We start from the raw sequence: 16,837 nt of genomic DNA on the forward strand, positions 1-16,837 counted from the left end.
ACCGCCCTATCACCGGCACAGGAACCGCACAGCACCCGCACACCGGCGTCGCCCCAACAGCCCCTGATTCGGACCGTTTAACGGCTTTGGGACCTCTGGTGCCGCCCACCGGCGCGGCCCTACCCTCTGCGTCATGGAGTTCGAGGTGAGGCACCTCAGGGTGCTCTGCGCCATCGCCGACACGGGCAGCCTGCGCCAGGCGGCCCGGCGGCTGGGTGTCAGTCAGCCCGCGCTCACCACCCAGCTCCAGCGGATCGAGAGGTCCGTGGGCGCGGCCCTCTTCAGCCGGGAGCGCACCGGCTGCCGGCCGACCCTGCTCGGCCGCGCCGTCCTCAGCCGGGCACGCCCCCTGGTCGACGGCATGTCCACCCTGGTGGAAGCCGCGCTGGCCGAGGCGGAGGCGGCCCGGTCCGGCGGCCCCCGGCTGCGCATCGGGTCCACCGCGAGCCGGGTCATCGGCGGCTGGCTGCGCCGCTTGCGGGTGCGGCTGCCCGACGCGGACATCTCCCTCCGGGTCGACGTCTCGGCCCGGGAGCTGCTGCGCACGGTGGCGGCGGGCCGGCTCGACGTCGCGTTCGTGCACGAGGTGGAGGGCTGCCCGCTGACCGTCCCGGAGGGGCTGTGCCAGCGGGTCCTGCTGGAGCGCGAACCGCAGTTCATCTCCCTGTCGCGGGACCACCCGGCGGCCGCGCGGCCGGTGGTGGACCTGGACGATCTGGCGGGGGACCGCTGGATGGTCGATCCCTCGGTCGACGGCGAATGGGACGGCGTCCGCCGAGTGCTGGGCGCGGCGGGCCTGGACCCGCCCGTGCTGCACGGCGACTACCTCACGGCCGCCTCCCTCGTGGTCCTCGGTGAGGCGGTCGCCCCGTGCCAGCCCACCTCGGGGCCGCGCGAGGACATGGCGATCCGCCCGTTGCGCGGCGACCCCCTGGCGGTGCGGCTGCTGCTGGTCTCGCGGCCGGGCTGGGACACGGCCGCGGTGTACGCGGAGTTGGAGGCCGCCTACCGTGAGGCCGCACAGCGCGCGGCGGCCTACCACCAGTGGCTGCTGCGCCACCGCAGCCCGCTGGTCGCCGCCCTGCCCTGATCGCGGGCGCCCGCGCCTGCCGCCGGGTTCCCCGTTCTGCTGACAGCAGCGCGCCGTTTCCGGTACGGGCCGATGGGGGCAGGACCAGATCATGGAGATCCTGATGCTGGGCGGTACGGAGTTCGTCGGACGCGCCGTCACCGGAGCGGCGCTCGATCGGGGCTGGCGGGTCACGGTGTTCCACCGCGGCCGCCACGCCCCGCCCCCGGGCGTGCGAGTGCTGACCGGCGACCGGACGCGGGGCACGGCGGGGCTCACCGCCCTGGAGAGCGGCACCTGGGACCTGGTCGTCGACACGTGGAGCGGCGCGCCCCGGGCGGTCCGGGACGCGGCCCGGCTGCTGGCGGGCCGGGCCGGGCACTTCACGTATGTCTCCAGCCGCTCGGTGTACGCGTACCCCACCCCCGCCGGACTGCCGGAGGACGGCCCGACGGTGACCGGAGCCTCCCCCGGCGCGGGCGACGACGTCTCCTACGCCCTGGCCAAGCGGGGCGGCGAGATCGCCGCCGTCGACGCCTTCGGTGACCGGGCCCTGCTGGCCCGGGCCGGACTGATCCTCGGCCCCGGGGAGAACGTCGGCCGGCTGCCGTGGTGGCTGGCGCGGACGGCCCGGGGCGGCCCGGTCATAGCCCCCGGACCACCGGAGACCGCCCTCCAGTACATCGACGCCCGGGACCTGGCGGCCTGGATGCTGGACGCGGCGGCGAAGGGCCTGGGCGGCGCGTTCAACACCGTCAGCCGACCCGGCCACACCACCATGGGGGAGCTGCTGGACACCTGCGTCCGGGTCACCGGCTCCACCGCCGAACTGCGCTGGACGGACCCGGAGGTGCTGCTCGCCGCCGGGGTGGAGCCCTGGACCGATCTGCCGGTCTGGCTGCCCGGGGGTGAGTTGTACGACGCCCTGCACCAGGGAGACGTCACCAAGGCGCACGACGCGGGACTGCGGTGCAGACCCTTGGCCGAGACGGTGGCCGACACCTGGTCCTGGATGCGCGAGCGGGGCGGCACCGTGCCGCGGCGGCCCGACCGTCCCGCGGTCGGCCTCGACCCGGAGACGGAGGCGAAGCTGCTCGCGGGGAAGGGGGCACGGTGACGCCGCCGGACGGCGGGAGGCGGCCCGCCCGCCGGGGGTGCGGAACCGGGCGGTGGCCACCCGGTTCGACGAACTCGCGGTCTTCGAGGCCACCGTCCTCATCGCCGTAATCAACGAATGGCTATGACATCTGTATGGCCTCCCGGGCAGTCGAGCCTCCGCGCCCTCTCAGCCGGCGCGCAGGATCCGGAAGCGATCGGGCTCCGCGGGGTCCCGGTCAACGACTTGGATCGGTGTCCAAGCCCATTGCCAAACGCTGATGCCCGTGGTGCGGGAGAACCGGATCGGCCCGCGGGTGCCATCGACCACCACGTGCGGCCATGACTCGGCGATCGCTGCCCGGTCCGTGCCGTGGGAACGCAACACCTCGGCGAGGACAGTGACGGTGTCCCAGCCCTCGAAGGCGACGAAGGAAGGCGCTTCGCCCAGACGCTCGCGGAGCTCCTTCTCGACGCGTTCGCCGAGGGGGCCGAGGACCTCAGGCAGGTAACGCAGAAACGGTATCCCGGCGCCGTCCTCGCCCAGAAGCGCGGCCCATTCGGCGAACTCCGCTTGTCCGGCCGGAGCGCCGATCAGGATCTCCGCGAGCCGCACGTCATCCCGTACGGCCCTGACGATCGGCACCGCCGGCTCCGGGTGGCCGACCAGCAGGAGCAGCGCCGTCGCGCCGTGGTCCACGAGCGCATCGCACAGGGCCTCGGGGGTGAGCGCGCTCGTGTCGAGTTCCACGACAGTGCCGCCGTGTGGAGCCAGGTGCTCCCGCAGGACGCGGGTCCCGGACGCCCAGTAGACGCTCGGCTGGGTCGCCACGGCGATCCGGCGTCGTCCCTCACCGAGGAGGAAGTCCGCGTAGATCCGCCAGCCACGAGACTGCGCCGGGGCAAGGCGCGCGACCCACTTCGTCGGCTCCTCGGTGAGCTCGTCAAGCACCGCGGACGAGCAGAGGAACGGCACGCCCAGGGCGTCGGCCCGGCCGGCGGCGGCGCGGGCGACGACGCTGTGATACTCGCCCGCCACAACAGTTACGCCCAGGGCGGCCAGTTCGTCCACGGCCGCCGAGGCCCGCTCCGGATCGGCCGCGGTGTCCCGGACCACCAGCTCCAGTGGTCTGCCGTCAATCCCGCCTGTGTCGTTGACCTTGTCAACGGCCAGCTCGAACCCTGCGAGCAGGTGTCGCCCCGCCTCGGCCCAGCCCGGCCGCGTCAAAGGGACGAGTACGCCCACACGGACAGCCGACCCCTCTGCGTGCTCCGCTCCGGACGGCGATGGTGGTGTGGTCATCGGTTGACGTCTCCCTTGGGGCTGTGCGGTCACGGTCTGCCCGAATCGCTGAGGGCACGTACTCCCCACCTCTCCCGAGACGGAGCTCGCGATCGCCAAGGGGTTGCGGCGGGTGTGGGAGGAGTCGCCGGGCGAGGACGCGGGCCGGCCCGTCCAGTGGCGGGGGAGACGCTCCTCCTGACCGCGCCCCCCAACGCCTCCCAAATGATCTCGAAAGCCCAGAGGGCCCGACCGTTTCGCACGGTCGGACCCTCTGCCGGACCATTCCGGCCCGCGGCGGAGCCGGGGCCGGACGGGAGGGCGGTCAGCCCTGCTTGGTCTCCCAGAAGATCTTGTCGATCTGGGCGATCAGGTCCAGAGCCTTCTGGCCCGTGGCCGGATCGTTCGAACCCTTGGCCGCGGAGAGCGCCTTCAGGGTGTCGTTCACCAGCTGGTGCAGCTCCGGGTACTTCTCGAAGTGCGGCGGCTTGAAGTAGTCGCTCCAGAGCACCGAGACGTGGTGCTTCGCGAGCTCGGCGCGCTGCTCCTTGATCAGGATCGCGCGCGTGCGGTAGTCCGCGTCGTCGTTGGCCTGGTACTTCTCCTGGACGGCCTTGACGGACTCCGCCTCGATGCGGGCCTGGGCCGGGTCGTACACGCCGCAGGGCAGGTCGCAGTGCGCGCTGACCTTCACCTTGGGGGCAAACAGGCGGGAAAGCATGGAGCTGTCCTTCCTCGTGATCGTCTTCTCAGGTGGGACATTACTCCGTGGGGGAGTGTTTTTTGCGCCTGCCCCCGTGGGCTTAGGCCAAAAGTCCAGGGTGAGGATGAGACCAGTGGCCGGATGTACGAAACGGTGCACACGGCGGTGTACTGGAGGACGGACCGGGAGGTGCCACGGATGCCGGAGGAGTTGTCGCAGGAGGCCGGGGGCGGGCGGGCGGCGCGCAGACCGTTCCAGGTGGTGGAGGTGACGGGGCCGTCGATGGTGCCCACGCTCTACCACGGGGACTGGCTGCTCGTGCAGTACGGCGCGCCGGTACGCCCCGGGGACGTGGTGATTCTGCGCCATCCGTTCCAGCAGGACCTGCTGGTGGTGAAGCGGGCCGCCGAGCGGCGCGGCAACGGCTGGTGGGTGCTGGGCGACAACGCCTTCGCGGGCGGGGACAGTACGGACTACGGCGCCGTGCCCGAGGAGCTGGTGCTGGCCAGGGCACGCGCCCGGTACCGGCCGCTGAAGCGGGATCAGCGCTCGGTGCTCGGGGTGCTGCGCTGGGCGGTGTCCGCGGTGCGCTCCGTCTCCCCGGACCGCTCCGTCTCCAGGCGCTTACGGGCCCGGTAGGCAGCCACGTTGGCCCGGGTCGCGCAGCGGTCCGAACAGTAGCGCCGTGAGCGGTTGGTGGACGTGTCCAGGTAGGCGTTGCGGCACGGGGCGGCCTCGCACAGGCCGAGCCGGTCCACCCCGTACGAGGTGAGGTGGAAGGCCAGGCCCATCGCGGCGATGGCGGTGAAGCCGGCCGTGGCGTTCGACGGGTGGTCGGCCAGGTGCATGTGCCAGTCCGGCTTGCCGTCCGCGTCGCGGGTGTCGTGGCCGGAGATCTGCGGGCTCACCGGGAACTCCAGCAGCAGGGAGTTGAGCAGGTCCACCGCGAGCGTCTCGTCGCCGCTGTCGGCCGCCTCGAAGACCGCGCGCAGCCGGGCCCGTACGGACCGGAAGCGCGTGACGTCCGCGTCCGTGGCGCGCCGGGCGGCCTGGGCGTTGGTGCCGAACAGCTCGCGGACGGACTCGACGCTGGTCAGGCAGTCCTTGGCGCGGGCCGGCTCCTCGGTGTTCACCAGACGTACGGCGTAATCCGAGTAATGGGCCAGTTCCACTTGTAGTCCTTACGGCATCGGTTTAAGGTCGCTGTGCCGACCAGTGTAATGGTCGAGGGTGTCTACTGGGTGTTACGTGGAGGTTGGGATGGCGGAGAGCGCGCAGGACACCGACTGGCGTTCCTGGCAGGAGAGCTGGGACCGGCAGCAGGAGTGGTACATGCCGGACCGTGAGGAGCGGTTCCGGGTGATGCTGGACATGGTGGAGGCCGTGGTGGGTCCCGCGCCGAGGGTCCTGGACCTGGCGTGCGGTACGGGAAGTATCACCGACCGCCTTCTCAGGCGGTTCCCCGACGCCACCAGCACCGGAGTCGATCTGGACCCGGCCCTCCTCGCCATCGCCCGCGGCACCTTCGAGGGCGACGACCGGGTCACCTTCGTCACCGCGGACCTCAAGGACCCCGCCTGGACCGAGCGGCTTCCGCACTCCTCGTACGACGCCGTCCTGACCGCCACCGCCCTGCACTGGCTGCACAGCGAACCGCTCGCGGAGCTGTACGGCCGCGTCGGACAACTGGTCCGCGACGGCGGGGTGTTCATGAACGCCGATCATATGATCGACACCGAGACCCCCCGTATCAACGCCGCCGAACGCGCCCACCGGCACGCCTCGATGGACCGCGCCCGTGCCGGGGGTGCCCTGGACTGGGCCGACTGGTGGGCCCTGGCCGCCAAGGACCCGGCCCTCGCGGAACCGACCGCCGAGCGCTACCGGATCTACGGCGAGCACGCGGACGGTGACATGCCCTCCCCGCAGTGGCATGCCGCCGCCCTGCGCGCCGCCGGGTTCGGGGAGGCGCGCACGGTCTGGAGTTCGCCCTCGGACACCCTGATGCTCGCGCTCAAGTAGCCGGAGGAGCGGAGAGACGGAGAGACGGGGAGACGGAGGGGGCGGCCACGCGCGTGGCCGCCCCCTCCGTCTCTCCGCGCTCTACAGCACCTTGGACAGGAACGACTTCGTCCGGTCGTGCTGGGGGTTGGTCAGGACATCGCGGGGGTGGCCCGTCTCGACCACCACCCCGTCGTCCATGAAGACCAGCGCGTCTCCCACCTCGCGGGCGAAGCCCATCTCATGGGTGACGACGATCATCGTCATGCCGTCCTCCGCCAGCCCGCGCATGACGTCCAGGACGTCACCGACCAGCTCCGGGTCGAGCGCCGACGTCGGCTCGTCGAAGAGCATCAGCTTGGGCTCCATGGCCAGGGCGCGGGCGATGGCCACCCGCTGCTGCTGGCCGCCGGAGAGCTGCGCGGGGTAGTGCTTCGCCTTGTCCGAGAGGCCCACGCGGTCCAGCAACTGCTCGGCGCGGACCCGGGCGACGGCCTTGGCCTCGCCCTTGACCTGGACCGGGGCCTCCATGACGTTCTCGACGGCCGTCATGTGCGGGAACAGGTTGAAGCGCTGGAAGACCATGCCGATGTCCCGGCGCTTCAGGGCGATCTCGCTGTCCTTGAGCTCGTGGAGCCGGTCGCCCTTCTGCCGGTAGCCGACCAGGTCGCCGTCGACGTACAGCCGGCCGGCGTTGATCTTCTCCAGGTGGTTGATGCACCGCAGGAACGTCGACTTGCCCGAGCCGGACGGGCCGATCAGGCAGAAGACCTCACGGGGCGCGACCTCCAGGTCGATGCCCTTGAGGATGTGCGCGGTGCCGAAGGACTTGTGCACGCCTTCGGCCTTCACCATGGCGTTCATGAGTTCCTCGTCGAGGGGTGGTTCCGGGTACGGAGGCTGGCGAGGTTGAGCTTGACCCGTTGCCAGGGGGTCGGCGGCAGGGCGCGCAGCGAGCCCCGGGCGTAGCGGCGCTCCAGGTAGTACTGGCCGACGCTGAAGACGCTGGTCATCACGATGTACCAGATGGAGGCGACGAAGAGCATCTCCATCACCGCGTAACTGGTCGAGCCGATCTGCGATGTCGAGCGCAGGAGTTCGTTGTAGGTGACCGCGTATACCAGCGACGAGGTCTTCAGCATGTTGATGAACTCGTTGCCGGTCGGCGGGATGATGACCCGGAGCGCCTGTGGGAGCACCACGCGGCGCATGGTCTTGGCCTGGGTCATGCCCAGCGCGTGGGAGGCCTCGGTCTGGCCCTCGTCCACCGACTGGATGCCCGCCCGGCAGATCTCCGCCATGTAGGCGGCCTCGTTGAGGCCGAGCCCCAGCAGGGCGCACATGAACGGGGTCATCACATCGGTCATCTCGTCCTTGTAGACGAACGGGATGTTGAGGATCGGGAAGACCAGGGCCAGGTTGAACCAGAGCAGCAGTTGTACGTAGACGGGCGTGCCGCGGAAGAACCAGATGTAGAGCCAGGCGACCCAGCTGGTCACCGGGTTCTTCGAGAGCCGCATGACGGCGAGGACCACGCCCAGGGCCACACCGAGGATCATGGCCAGCACACTGATCATCAGCGTGCGGCCGGCTCCGGCCAGCACGGTGTCGTCGAACAGCTTGTCCTGGACCGCCTGCCACTGGATGTTGCCCTGCGAGAAGGCGTACACCAGGGAGATGAGCAGCCCGATGACGACCACGGCGCTGATCCAGCGGCCGTAGTGGCGGACGGGAACGGCTGTGATGGTCTCCGGCGCGACGGTGGTGGCCTCGGAGACGGGCGCGGCGGCGACCGGTGGGCCGTCCGCAGCCTTGTCGAACATGTCAGTCACGGTGACCGCCCTTCGGTGGTGCGCCGGTCACTTGCCGCCGTTGACGGCGGCCTTGTCGATCGCGCCGGTGGCGGCGCCCCACTTGTCCAGGACCTTCTGGTAGGAGCCGTCCGCGATGATCGCGTCCACGGCCTCCTTGAGGACGTCACGCAGTTCGGTGTTGTCCTTGTTGACCGCGATGCCGAACGGGCCGGCGTCGACCTGCTCGCCGACGACCTCGAAGTCCTTGCCGTCGCCGGCCTTGCGGGCCAGGTCGACCGCGACCGGGTAGTCGTTGACCCCGGCGACCGCGCCGCCGGACTTCACCCGGGTCTGGGCCTCGGTGTCGTTCTCGAAGGACTGGATCTTGACGGCCTTCTTGCCGCCCTCCGTGCAGGCCTTGGACTGCTTCTTCAGCGCTTCCTCGTAGGTGGTGCCCCGCTGGACGGCCGCGGTCCTGCCGCACAGGTCCTCGATGGACCCGATGCCCTCGGGGTTGCCCTTCTTGGTGTAGACGGCGGTGCCGGCCAGGAAGTAGTCGACGAAGTCGACGCCCTTGCCGAGCTTCTTGCCGTTCTCGTCGAGGCCTTCCTGACGCTGCTTGTTGTCCGTGATGGAGGACATGGCGACGTCGTGGCGGCCGGTGTTCAGCGCGGTGATCAGTCCGTCGAAGGAGCCGGAGGTGAACTCGAACTTCACACCGAGCTGCTTGCCGAGGGCCTCGGCGATGTCCGGGTCGACGCCGACGATCGTGCCGTTCTCGACGGACTCCATGGGCGCGTACTCGGCGTTGGTGCCGACCTTGATGACACCCGACTTCCGGTACTTCTCCGGCAGCTTGTCGAAGAGCGGGGCGCCGCTCTTGGACGCGGTGACGTCACCCGCCTCCGAACCGCTGTCGGTCTGGTCGCCGCAGGCGGTGAGCAGCAGGGTTCCGGCGACCGCGACCGCGCAGGCCGCGGCAATCCGGGACTTCGCGGCCGTACGACAGAGGGTGCTTGCGGTCATGATCGGTGTCCTCCGGCGGTGAGGGAATGCTGATCAGGTAGGTGTGCACGCACCTTCGAGTGCCGCCACCGTGTGTGATTAGGGCATCTTGCCATTCGGACTGGCCCGATCAGGGGGCTGGGCATGTCAAAATCGGATAACGGGTGACCCCCTGACCCCAACGGGCCCGCGCCGCAAGGCCGGATCATCTGTTGGCATTCGAGCTCCGCTCCGGAGAATCTCCGGTATGTCTCGACTCGTGGACGACCTTTGTGCCCCTTAGCGGACTTGTCCAGATATTCGACTATGAGTCACGTCACCGCGTCGATATGGACTCGTCCCGGGCCCGGTTCGTCAGGTAAGAAAGACCTTTACACCCCTCATCCGGGGCTCAGGGCGCGTGTGCGGCGCGCCCGCGCGTATGTACATCCCCGGCGGGAGCGTGCCAACCGCTCGGTGCCGGGAACGTACGCGGTGCCCGCCCACCCCTCCTCAACCAGGAGTGGCCACCCTCACATGATGAAGACTTAAGGGGTCAACACAATGGCAGCGGAGATCGTCAATCCTCGCAGCGACAGCCCGACGCCCGGTGCGGCCGGCGTCAACAGCACGGACGAGCCCTTCGATCCGGCCTTCGCCCTGCATCGCGGCGGGAAGATGGCGGTGCAGTCCACCGTCCCGATCCGCGACAAGGACGACCTTTCCCTCGCGTACACACCCGGCGTCGCCAAGGTGTGCAGCGCCATCGCCGACCAGCCCGAGCTGGTGCACGACTACACCTGGAAGTCGCAGGTCGTGGCCGTCGTGACGGACGGCACGGCCGTGCTCGGCCTCGGGGACATCGGTCCCGAGGCCTCCCTCCCGGTGATGGAGGGCAAGGCGATCCTCTTCAAGCAGTTCGGCGGGGTGGACGCGGTGCCGCTCGCGCTCGCCACCACCGACGCGGACGAGATCGTCGACACCGTGGTGCGGCTCGCGCCGTCCTTCGGCGGGGTCAACCTGGAGGACATCTCGGCGCCCCGGTGCTTCGAGATCGAGCGCAAGCTCCAGGAGCGCCTGGACATCCCGGTGTTCCACGACGACCAGCACGGCACGGCCGTCGTGACCCTGGCCGCCCTGCGGAACGCGGCGAAGCTGTCCGGCCGCACGCTCGGCGAGCTGCGCGGTGTCATCTCCGGCGCGGGCGCCGCGGGTGTGGCCATCGCGAAGTTCCTGCTGGAGGCGGGCATCGGCGATGTCGCGGTCGCCGACCGCAAGGGCATCGTCAGCAAGGACCGGGACGACCTCACGGAGGTCAAGCGGGAGCTGGCCGAGCTCACGAACCGGGCGGGCATCACCGGTTCCCTGGAGGCGGCCCTGGCCGGGGCCGACGTGTTCATCGGTGTCTCCGGGGGCACGGTCCCCGAGCCGGCCGTCGCCTCCATGGCGCCGGGCGCGTTCGTCTTCGCCATGGCCAACCCGAACCCCGAGGTCCACCCGGAGATCGCGCACAAGTACGCGTCCGTGGTGGCGACCGGGCGGTCGGACTACCCGAACCAGATCAACAACGTGCTCGCGTTCCCCGGCATCTTCGCGGGCGCCCTCCAGGTCCGGGCCTCCCGGATCACCGAGGGCATGAAGATCGCCGCGGCGAACGCGCTGGCGGACGTCGTCGGTGACGAACTCGCCGCCGACTTCGTGATCCCGTCGCCGTTCGACGAGCGGGTCGCCCCCGCGGTCACGGCCGCCGTGGCGGCCGCGGCCCGCGCGGAGGGCGTGGCGCGGCGCTGACACGCCGGGAGGGCGGGCGGACACGGACCACCGTGTTCCGCCCGCCCTTTCCGTTTCCCGGCCGGGCGGCCGCCGCGCGCGTTGGCGGGGCGGGGGGTCCGTGCGCCGGTGACCGGGGGCCGGGTGCTGGTGGCCGGTGACTGGGGACGGCAGGGGGCGGCCAGGGGCGGATTGGTGGGCCGGAGGGGCGGTCGGGGTGCCAGGCCGGGCGCCGCGCGTCACCGGCCGCGGAGCGCGCTCTGGGGCCCGTGTCACACCGCCGACCGGTTACCTCACGACGGGTCACGGCCTATCGTCGTGGCCATGTTCGCCGCCTACGCCGCACGCATCGACCGTGACCAGCCCCTCGACGGCCTGGAGCTGGGCGAACGCCCCGCGCCCGAGGCGCGTCCCGGCTGGACGACCGTCCGGGTCAAGGCCGCCTCCCTCAACCACCACGACCTGTGGTCCCTGCGCGGGGTGGGGCTCGCCGAGGACAAGCTGCCCATGATCCTGGGCTGCGACGCCGCCGGGATCGACCAGGACGGCAACGAGGTCGTCCTGCACTCCGTCATCGGCCAGACCGGGCACGGGGTCGGCCCCGCGGAGCCGCGCTCCATCCTCACCGAGCGGTACCAGGGGACCTTCGCCGAACAGGTCACCGTGCCCAGCTGGAACGTCCTGCCGAAGCCACGGGAGCTCACCTTCGAGCAGGCCGCCTGTCTGCCCACGGCCTGGCTGACGGCCTACCGCATGCTGTTCACCAACGCCGGTGTCCGGCCCGGGGACTCCGTACTCGTCCAGGGAGCGGGCGGCGGTGTGGCCACGGCCGCGATCGTGCTCGGCAAGGCCGCCGGGCTGAGGGTGTACGCCACCAGCCGGGACGAGTCCAAGCGGAAGCGAGCCGTCGAGCTGGGGGCCGTCGAGGCATACGAGCCCGGGGCGCGGCTGCCACGGCGCGTCGACGCCGTCATCGAAACGGTCGGCGCCGCGACCTGGTCCCACTCGGTGAAGTCGCTCCGTCCCGGAGGGACCCTGGTCATCTCGGGGGCGACCAGCGGTGATCGCCCCTCGCACGCCGAACTGACCCGGATCTTCTTCCTGGAACTCAGGGTCGTCGGCTCCACGATGGGCTCCAAGGACGAGCTGGAGGACCTGCTGTCCTTCTGCGCGGCGACCGGCGTACGGCCCGTGATCGACGGGACCCTGCCGCTGGACCGGGCCCGGGAGGGGTTCGAACGCCTGGCCGCGGGCGACCTGTTCGGGAAGATCGTGCTGACCGTCTCGTGACGGGACCCCGCCGGCCGCACGCGTCCGGGGGCGTCCTGCTGCGGCCTTGGCGGCCGTCGGACGCGCCGGCCGTGCTCCGGGCCTTCGCGCCGTCGGAGATGGCCCGGCAGTCGGGCGGCCATCCGGTCACCACCCGGGCCGAGGCGCTGGACTGGATCGCGCGGTGGGAACGGGAACGCACGGCGGGCACCGGATACGCCTGGGCCGCCGTCCGCGCGACGGGCCAGGGTGAGGCCCTCGGGTGCGTGGCCGTGACCGCCGTGAACCAGGTCCACGGCTGCGGCTGGGTGTCGTACTGGACCACCGAGGCGGCACGCGGCTCCGGAGTGGCCTCGGCGGGTGTACGGGCGCTCGCCCGCTGGGCCTTCGACGATCTGGGCCTGTACCGGCTGGAGCTCGGGCACCGCACGGACAACCCGGCGTCCTGCGCGGTGGCCCGGCGGGCCGGGTTCATCGCCGAGGGAATCGAACGCGGAAAGCTGCGGTACGAGGGCGTCCGCCACGACGTGGAACGTCATGCCCGCCTCGCCACGGACCCTGTCAACTTCGGTTGACACGACCCGACTGTCAACGTACGTTGACAGTATGACCGAAGCAACGGATCTCGCCGCGCGTGCCGGTGACCGTGACCCGCGTGTCGGGTTGCGTGCCGTCGCCGCGTTGCGGCGGCTGCTGGAGCGGCTTGAGGCCGTCCAAGTGGAAAGCGCCCGTGGCCAGGGCTGGTCGTGGCAGGAGATCGCCGCCGAGCTGGGCATCAGCCGGCAGGCCGTACACAAGAAGTACGGGAGGCAGTGATGTTCGAGCGTTTCACCCAAGGGGCCCGCGCCACGGTGACCGGTGCCGTCACGCATGCCGAGCGGGCCGGCGCGGGATCGGTCACCGAGGAACATCTGCTGCTCTCCTTGCTGGACCGGCCGGGCGGCCGGTCCGCCTTCGCCCTCACCGCCCTGGGGCTGACGGATCGCCGGTCGTCGCTGGAGACGGCATGCGCCGAGGCCCGTCGACGTGGTGGGCTGACCAAGGCCGACGCGGACGCCCTGGCCGGGATCGGCGTCGATGTCGACGCGATCGTCGCCCGGGTCGAGGACGCGCACGGTGAGGGCGTCCTGGGCGGTGACCGTGGCAACCGCCGCCGGTGGCCGGGGCGTCGGAGCTTCACCGGCGGGGCGAAGAGGATCCTGGAGAAGTCCCTGCGCATCGCCCTCGGCCGGGGCGACCGCTTCATCGGTGAGGAACACATCCTGCTGGCCCTGACCGCCCACCCCGGGACCGTCGCCGATGTGCTCGCCGACCACGGCGCGACGTACACGACGGTTGAGCGTGCCTTGTACGGTGCCGGGGGAGCGGGCGAGGCCAAGGCCGGCTGACCTGCGCCGCACCACCGGCCGGTGTCCGGGCGGGCCGTGGTATCCGGGCGGCCTGGGGTGACCGCGCGGCGGCCCACCCGCCCGTCTGAGCCCCGGCCTATCTGTCGGCCGGGCGGCGAGACCCGCCCACCGGCGGCCCGCCCCGGCCCGATGACAGCCCGGCCCGGCCCTGACCGTCGCCGGCCCACCCGTCGGTGCCCCGCCCTCCGCTCGTCGGCGCCCGCCCCCGCCCCACCCCGCCGACCGGCGTCGGGGCGCCCGGCCGTGACGGTCAGGCGCGCAGCCCCGGAGCCGGTGCGGCGCCCCGGTGGCGGCGGTCCACCCGCGGGTCCCGGGTCCGCTCAGAGCCCCTTGGACGTGGAGCCGGGCCTGTCGTGCCGCTCGGTGTCCTCCGGCTCCGGCCCGGCGAGCAGCGCGTCGATGCGGGAGGCGGCGGTCGCGAGATGGCGGCGGGCCTCCGTCAGTTGGGATGCGCTGATGCCCCGGTCCCGTGCCGCGTCCCGGATGTCGTCGCGGAAGCGGTCCAGCAACCGGTCCAGGTCGCGGGCCGGGGCGCCGGTGGGCGGGATGTCGGCGGCCCAAGGGTCCGGGGCGTCCGCCACCGGGCTGTCCTCGCTCTCCCACCTGACCTCAGGCTCGGCCGGATCGGGCTTGCTGTACGAGGGCCAGCTGCCGGTCCTGGCGAAGCCGCCCAGCTGGCCCGTGATCTCGGCCAGCCCCTCGCGCACCCCGGTGGGCCAGTCCCCGCGCGAGAAGTGCTCCTGCACCTGCCGGGCGGCGTTCTGCATCTGCTCGCGCGCCCTCTCGTGCGCCTCCTGGGCCTGACGGCGGGCCCGGTCCGCCTCCTCGCGGGCGCGGCGCGACTCGTCCTTGGCCCGGCGCGCCTGCTCCTTCCACTCCTGCTTCGCCTTGCGCAGCTCCTCCTTCGCCACGCGCCACGCGTCGGCCTCGCCGCCGGGCGCCCCGCCGCTCCGGGGGGCGCCCCCCGCGCCCTGCTTGGACTCGGAGGCCGCCGCGCGCATCTCACTGCGCAACTGGCCCGCCGCACCGCGCACGTCGTCGCGTATCTCCGCGGCCAGCTCCGAGACCGACTCGCGGATCTCCAGCTCCAGATCGGCCAGCTCCCCGCCCCGGCCCGCGAGCTCCTCGCGTCCCGCGTCGGTGATGGAGTAGACCTTGCGGCCGCCCTCCGTGGCATGGGTGACCAGGCCCTCGGCCTCCAGCTTGGCCAGCCGCGGGTAGACCGTGCCGGCCGAGGGGGCGTACAGGCCGTGGAAGCGCTCCTCCAGCAGGCGGATCACCTCATAGCCGTGGCGAGGGGCCTCGTCCAGCAGCTTGAGCAGATAGAGGCGGAGACGTCCGTGGGCGAATACGGGAGGCATGTCAGAGCTTCTTTCCGGTCGGCTCGGCGTCCCGCGGCTCGTCCTGGGCCGGTGGGCGGCGCAGCAGGGCGATCGAACCGGAGACGGTGGTGGCCTTGAGGGTGCCCGTGCCCGCGCCGAGCTTTCCGGTGATGTTCTTCGCTCCCCACTGGCCGCTGACCCGCAGGTCCTCGAAGGCGTTGCTGACCTCGCCGCTCGCGGTGTTCGCCTCCACCTTGGCGTCCGCCGGGTGCGGCAGCCGTATGGCGATCTCCCCGGAGACCGTGGTGAGCCTGATGTCCGTCGGCTTCGGGGCGGAGTCGAGGTCCAGCACCATGTCCCCGCTGACGGATTCCGCGCGCACCGATGTGCCGGCGCCCTTGACGACCGTGAGGTTGCCCGAGACGGAGTGGAAGCGCAGATCGCCGGTCACGGCCTGGACCTCCAGGTCGCCGGAGACGGTCTCCGCCCGGACCGGGCCGGAGAGTCCCACCAGGGTGCTGTCGCCGGTGATCCCACGCAACTCCGTGCGGCCTTGGATGCCCGAGACGACCGCACCCGCCCCGATCACCCCCACCTCCACCGACGCGCCGCTCGGCACGGCGAGCGAGACGACGGCCTTGCGGCGCGGGGCCCGGCGGCCGAGCCAGCTCAGGAACCCCTTCCACGGCAGGTCCTCGTACGCCACGGTCAGCTCGCCGCCCCGCCGCGTGACGATCAACGGCGGTCCCTCGATCTCGGAGACCTCCAGCCGGGCCGTCGGCTCCGTGGTGCCGACGACATTGACCGTGCCGTCGACCACGCGCACGCGCAGCGTCGTCACGGGGTCGTCGAACGTGAGCTTCCGCGGCTCGGCGACGGTCCACGTCGAATCAGGCATGGTCTGACCTCCCTGAGCGTGCCCCTACGCAACATATCGCGTCTCTGAAGAACACGATATATCGCGGTTGTCGTAAGTCAAGAGGGGCTGGACAGGTGTGGATGTCCGATCCGGACGCCGAATCAGCTCATATGCAGACAAGGTGACCTAGCGTAGGGAACATGACCGCTACCTCCGTGGGTGCACTGCTGCTGTGCCGGGCCGACCCCGAGGCCGTACGGCCACCGGCTCACCTGTTGCGGGAGCGCATGCTGCTCCTGCCCGCCGGAACCGGCTGGAGCGTCCTCGTCCCGGAAGGAAAGCCCTGGCGGGGAGAGCCCCACGACGGCCCGGACGCCGCCCCCGCCGCCCCCGCCGCCCCCGGCGGCGCCGAACCCGTGGACCGGGTGATGGGCGGCTGGGCCACCGCCCTCGCGGTGGGCGCCACCTGGCCGGTCATCGCCCTGTGGTGGGACGGCGACCGGTCCGGCTACACACTCGCCGCGGGCTTCCGCCGCCCGGTCGGCTACGTCTGGCTGGCCGACGGCACCCCGGCCGGTGAGGACGAGGCCATGCGGACCTTCGCGGCCCGGCTCAGCCTCGACCCGGTGCTGGACGTCCAGGAGCTGGAGGCGCTCACCCGGCAGGACCCCGAGGCCGACGCCGACGCCCGGCTGCGCGAACTGCTCGCCGTGCTCACCCGCGCCGGGGTGGCCCTGCCGCCCGGCCTCGCCCCAGGAGAACCGGCCGACCGGCTGCGCACCGCGGCCGGCGTCCACCCGCAGGTGGAACGGATCGAGTGGGCCGGCTGGCGTGACGCCGTCCAGGTGGAGCTCGACGCAGTCGAGTCCACCGGTCTCGGACCCTGGGTACGCGGCCCTCGCGCCCGCGCCCTGGCGGCGGCCCAGGTGGCGGCGGGGATCCCGCTCACCCTGTGGGGAGCCCGCAGACGCGGCGCGGGATGGCTCGCGGCGGGACTCGTCCTGCTGGTGCAGGGGGCGCTGGGCCTCGCCTACGACCGGTTCAGGGCCGAAGCGGAACGGGGCGCCCGGGGCGGCGGGCCGGTGTGGTGACTACTCGTCCTCGTCGTCGTCCAGCCGGGCCAGCCAGGTCGCGAGACGCTCGACGGGCACCTCGAAGTCGGGGTTGAGGTCGACGAACGTACGCAGCTGCTCGGCGAGCCACTCGAAGGTGACCTCCTCCTCGCCGCGCCGCTTCTCCAGTTCCTCGATGCCACGGTCCGTGAAGTACATGGCACCAGAA

19 protein-coding genes are annotated in these 16,837 nt (G+C 71.8%); 10 read left to right on the forward strand and 9 right to left on the reverse strand.

The window, feature by feature from the left end; translation table 11 throughout:
• The first annotated feature begins 133 nt into the window (after positions 1-133).
• Entirely contained in the window at positions 134-1,090 is a 957-nt protein-coding gene (locus B9S64_RS22365; protein WP_103488840.1) for a LysR family transcriptional regulator, read from the forward strand.
• Positions 1,091-1,181: 91 nt separating this feature from the next.
• On the forward strand, positions 1,182-2,186 hold the full coding sequence (locus B9S64_RS22370) for an NAD-dependent epimerase/dehydratase family protein (protein ID WP_258037685.1): 1,005 nt from the start codon (positions 1,182-1,184) through the stop codon (positions 2,184-2,186).
• 168 nt (positions 2,187-2,354) lie between these two features.
• Here B9S64_RS22370 and B9S64_RS22380 read toward each other — a convergent pair whose 3' ends face one another.
• Both B9S64_RS22380 and sodN read right to left on the reverse strand, forming a co-directional pair.
• On the reverse strand, positions 2,355-3,467 hold the full coding sequence (locus B9S64_RS22380; protein ID WP_103488841.1) for an ABC transporter substrate-binding protein: 1,113 nt from the start codon (positions 3,465-3,467) through the stop codon (positions 2,355-2,357).
• Between the two features lie 304 nt (positions 3,468-3,771).
• Positions 3,772-4,167, reverse strand: a complete 396-nt coding sequence (gene sodN, locus B9S64_RS22385; protein WP_037879360.1) for a superoxide dismutase, Ni — start codon at positions 4,165-4,167, stop codon at positions 3,772-3,774.
• A 180-nt stretch (positions 4,168-4,347) separates the two neighbouring features.
• On the opposite strand from sodN, the gene sodX reads away from it, so the two are divergent.
• Positions 4,348-4,788, forward strand: a complete 441-nt coding sequence (sodX, locus tag B9S64_RS22390) for a nickel-type superoxide dismutase maturation protease (RefSeq protein ID WP_258037686.1) — start codon at positions 4,348-4,350, stop codon at positions 4,786-4,788.
• Here the strand turns inward: sodX and B9S64_RS22395 are convergent.
• Positions 4,692-5,321: an ABATE domain-containing protein gene (locus tag B9S64_RS22395; RefSeq protein WP_093527335.1), complete on the reverse strand. Its 630-nt coding sequence runs from the start codon at positions 5,319-5,321 to the stop codon at positions 4,692-4,694. The genes sodX and B9S64_RS22395 overlap by 97 nt on opposite strands.
• A gap of 88 nt (positions 5,322-5,409) precedes the next feature.
• On the opposite strand from B9S64_RS22395, the gene B9S64_RS22400 reads away from it, so the two are divergent.
• Positions 5,410-6,171, forward strand: a complete 762-nt coding sequence (locus B9S64_RS22400; RefSeq protein ID WP_103488843.1) for a trans-aconitate 2-methyltransferase — start codon at positions 5,410-5,412, stop codon at positions 6,169-6,171.
• A gap of 81 nt (positions 6,172-6,252) precedes the next feature.
• Here the strand turns inward: B9S64_RS22400 and B9S64_RS22405 are convergent, their stop codons facing one another.
• From B9S64_RS22405 to B9S64_RS22415, 3 genes are read right to left on the reverse strand one after another with little or no spacing between them, the layout of a single operon-like run.
• On the reverse strand, positions 6,253-7,014 hold the full coding sequence (locus B9S64_RS22405) for an amino acid ABC transporter ATP-binding protein (RefSeq protein WP_103488844.1): 762 nt from the start codon (positions 7,012-7,014) through the stop codon (positions 6,253-6,255).
• Positions 7,011-7,982 (reverse strand): amino acid ABC transporter permease, encoded by a 972-nt coding sequence (locus B9S64_RS22410; protein ID WP_372454050.1) that lies wholly within the window; start codon positions 7,980-7,982, stop codon positions 7,011-7,013. The genes B9S64_RS22405 and B9S64_RS22410 overlap by 4 nt, the downstream gene beginning before the upstream one ends.
• 27 nt (positions 7,983-8,009) lie before the next feature.
• The gene (locus tag B9S64_RS22415; RefSeq protein WP_103488846.1) at positions 8,010-8,969 is read right to left on the reverse strand and encodes an ABC transporter substrate-binding protein; all 960 of its coding nucleotides are present in this window, start codon (positions 8,967-8,969) and stop codon (positions 8,010-8,012) included.
• Between the two features lie 522 nt (positions 8,970-9,491).
• Between B9S64_RS22415 and B9S64_RS22420 the strand changes: the two genes are divergently transcribed.
• From B9S64_RS22420 to B9S64_RS22440, 5 genes are all read left to right on the forward strand, one after another.
• Positions 9,492-10,718, forward strand: coding sequence for an NADP-dependent malic enzyme (locus B9S64_RS22420; RefSeq protein ID WP_103488847.1), 1,227 nt, complete (start codon positions 9,492-9,494; stop codon positions 10,716-10,718).
• 303 nt (positions 10,719-11,021) lie between these two features.
• Positions 11,022-11,987, forward strand: a complete 966-nt coding sequence (locus B9S64_RS22425; protein WP_103488848.1) for a zinc-binding dehydrogenase — start codon at positions 11,022-11,024, stop codon at positions 11,985-11,987.
• Complete coding sequence (locus B9S64_RS22430; RefSeq protein WP_103488849.1) at positions 11,984-12,541, forward strand: GNAT family N-acetyltransferase; 558 nt, start codon at positions 11,984-11,986, stop codon at positions 12,539-12,541. The genes B9S64_RS22425 and B9S64_RS22430 overlap by 4 nt, the downstream gene beginning before the upstream one ends.
• Positions 12,542-12,572: 31 nt before the next feature.
• Positions 12,573-12,782: a helix-turn-helix domain-containing protein gene (locus B9S64_RS22435; RefSeq protein ID WP_028438797.1), complete on the forward strand. Its 210-nt coding sequence runs from the start codon at positions 12,573-12,575 to the stop codon at positions 12,780-12,782.
• Entirely contained in the window at positions 12,782-13,354 is a 573-nt protein-coding gene (locus tag B9S64_RS22440; RefSeq protein ID WP_103488850.1) for a Clp protease N-terminal domain-containing protein, read from the forward strand. The genes B9S64_RS22435 and B9S64_RS22440 overlap by 1 nt, the downstream gene beginning before the upstream one ends.
• Before the next feature lie 341 nt (positions 13,355-13,695).
• Here the strand turns inward: B9S64_RS22440 and B9S64_RS22445 are convergent, their stop codons facing one another.
• Together B9S64_RS22445 and B9S64_RS22450 are read right to left on the reverse strand one after the other, a co-directional pair.
• Complete coding sequence (locus tag B9S64_RS22445; protein ID WP_103488885.1) at positions 13,696-14,736, reverse strand: PadR family transcriptional regulator; 1,041 nt, start codon at positions 14,734-14,736, stop codon at positions 13,696-13,698.
• A 1-nt stretch (position 14,737) separates the two neighbouring features.
• Positions 14,738-15,595 carry a DUF4097 family beta strand repeat-containing protein gene (locus B9S64_RS22450; RefSeq protein WP_103488884.1) on the reverse strand — a complete coding sequence of 286 codons (858 nt, stop codon included), beginning with the start codon at positions 15,593-15,595 and terminating at the stop codon, positions 14,738-14,740.
• Between the two features lie 161 nt (positions 15,596-15,756).
• On the opposite strand from B9S64_RS22450, the gene B9S64_RS22455 reads away from it, so the two are divergent.
• Positions 15,757-16,647: a hypothetical protein gene (locus B9S64_RS22455; protein ID WP_103488883.1), complete on the forward strand. Its 891-nt coding sequence runs from the start codon at positions 15,757-15,759 to the stop codon at positions 16,645-16,647.
• Here B9S64_RS22455 and B9S64_RS22460 read toward each other — a convergent pair whose 3' ends face one another.
• The gene (locus tag B9S64_RS22460; RefSeq protein ID WP_014048295.1) at positions 16,648-16,827 is read right to left on the reverse strand and encodes a DUF6104 family protein; all 180 of its coding nucleotides are present in this window, start codon (positions 16,825-16,827) and stop codon (positions 16,648-16,650) included.
• Positions 16,828-16,837 lie beyond the last annotated feature (10 nt).

Source organism: Streptomyces sp. SM18, assembly GCF_002910775.2.
In the GTDB taxonomy this organism is placed as follows: Bacteria; Actinomycetota; Actinomycetes; order Streptomycetales; family Streptomycetaceae; genus Streptomyces; species Streptomyces halstedii.

What these genes read in the sequence shown, in the direction of transcription:
- B9S64_RS22450 (WP_103488884.1), bottom strand. Translation starts at nt 15,595, where the DNA reads ATGCCTGATTCGACGTGGACCGTCGCCGAGCCGCGGAAGCTCACGTTC.
- B9S64_RS22415 (WP_103488846.1), bottom strand. Translation starts at nt 8,969, where the DNA reads ATGACCGCAAGCACCCTCTGTCGTACGGCCGCGAAGTCCCGGATTGCC.
- B9S64_RS22460 (WP_014048295.1), bottom strand. Translation starts at nt 16,827, where the DNA reads ATGTACTTCACGGACCGTGGCATCGAGGAACTGGAGAAGCGGCGCGGC.
- B9S64_RS22425 (WP_103488848.1), top strand. Translation starts at nt 11,022, where the DNA reads ATGTTCGCCGCCTACGCCGCACGCATCGACCGTGACCAGCCCCTCGAC.
- B9S64_RS22370 (WP_258037685.1), top strand. Translation starts at nt 1,182, where the DNA reads ATGGAGATCCTGATGCTGGGCGGTACGGAGTTCGTCGGACGCGCCGTC.
- B9S64_RS22445 (WP_103488885.1), bottom strand. Translation starts at nt 14,736, where the DNA reads ATGCCTCCCGTATTCGCCCACGGACGTCTCCGCCTCTATCTGCTCAAG.
- B9S64_RS22365 (WP_103488840.1), top strand. Translation starts at nt 134, where the DNA reads ATGGAGTTCGAGGTGAGGCACCTCAGGGTGCTCTGCGCCATCGCCGAC.
- sodN (WP_037879360.1), bottom strand. Translation starts at nt 4,167, where the DNA reads ATGCTTTCCCGCCTGTTTGCCCCCAAGGTGAAGGTCAGCGCGCACTGC.
- B9S64_RS22420 (WP_103488847.1), top strand. Translation starts at nt 9,492, where the DNA reads ATGGCAGCGGAGATCGTCAATCCTCGCAGCGACAGCCCGACGCCCGGT.
- B9S64_RS22400 (WP_103488843.1), top strand. Translation starts at nt 5,410, where the DNA reads ATGGCGGAGAGCGCGCAGGACACCGACTGGCGTTCCTGGCAGGAGAGC.
- B9S64_RS22405 (WP_103488844.1), bottom strand. Translation starts at nt 7,014, where the DNA reads ATGAACGCCATGGTGAAGGCCGAAGGCGTGCACAAGTCCTTCGGCACC.
- sodX (WP_258037686.1), top strand. Translation starts at nt 4,348, where the DNA reads ATGCCGGAGGAGTTGTCGCAGGAGGCCGGGGGCGGGCGGGCGGCGCGC.
- B9S64_RS22440 (WP_103488850.1), top strand. Translation starts at nt 12,782, where the DNA reads ATGTTCGAGCGTTTCACCCAAGGGGCCCGCGCCACGGTGACCGGTGCC.
- B9S64_RS22435 (WP_028438797.1), top strand. Translation starts at nt 12,573, where the DNA reads ATGACCGAAGCAACGGATCTCGCCGCGCGTGCCGGTGACCGTGACCCG.
- B9S64_RS22455 (WP_103488883.1), top strand. Translation starts at nt 15,757, where the DNA reads ATGACCGCTACCTCCGTGGGTGCACTGCTGCTGTGCCGGGCCGACCCC.
- B9S64_RS22380 (WP_103488841.1), bottom strand. Translation starts at nt 3,467, where the DNA reads ATGACCACACCACCATCGCCGTCCGGAGCGGAGCACGCAGAGGGGTCG.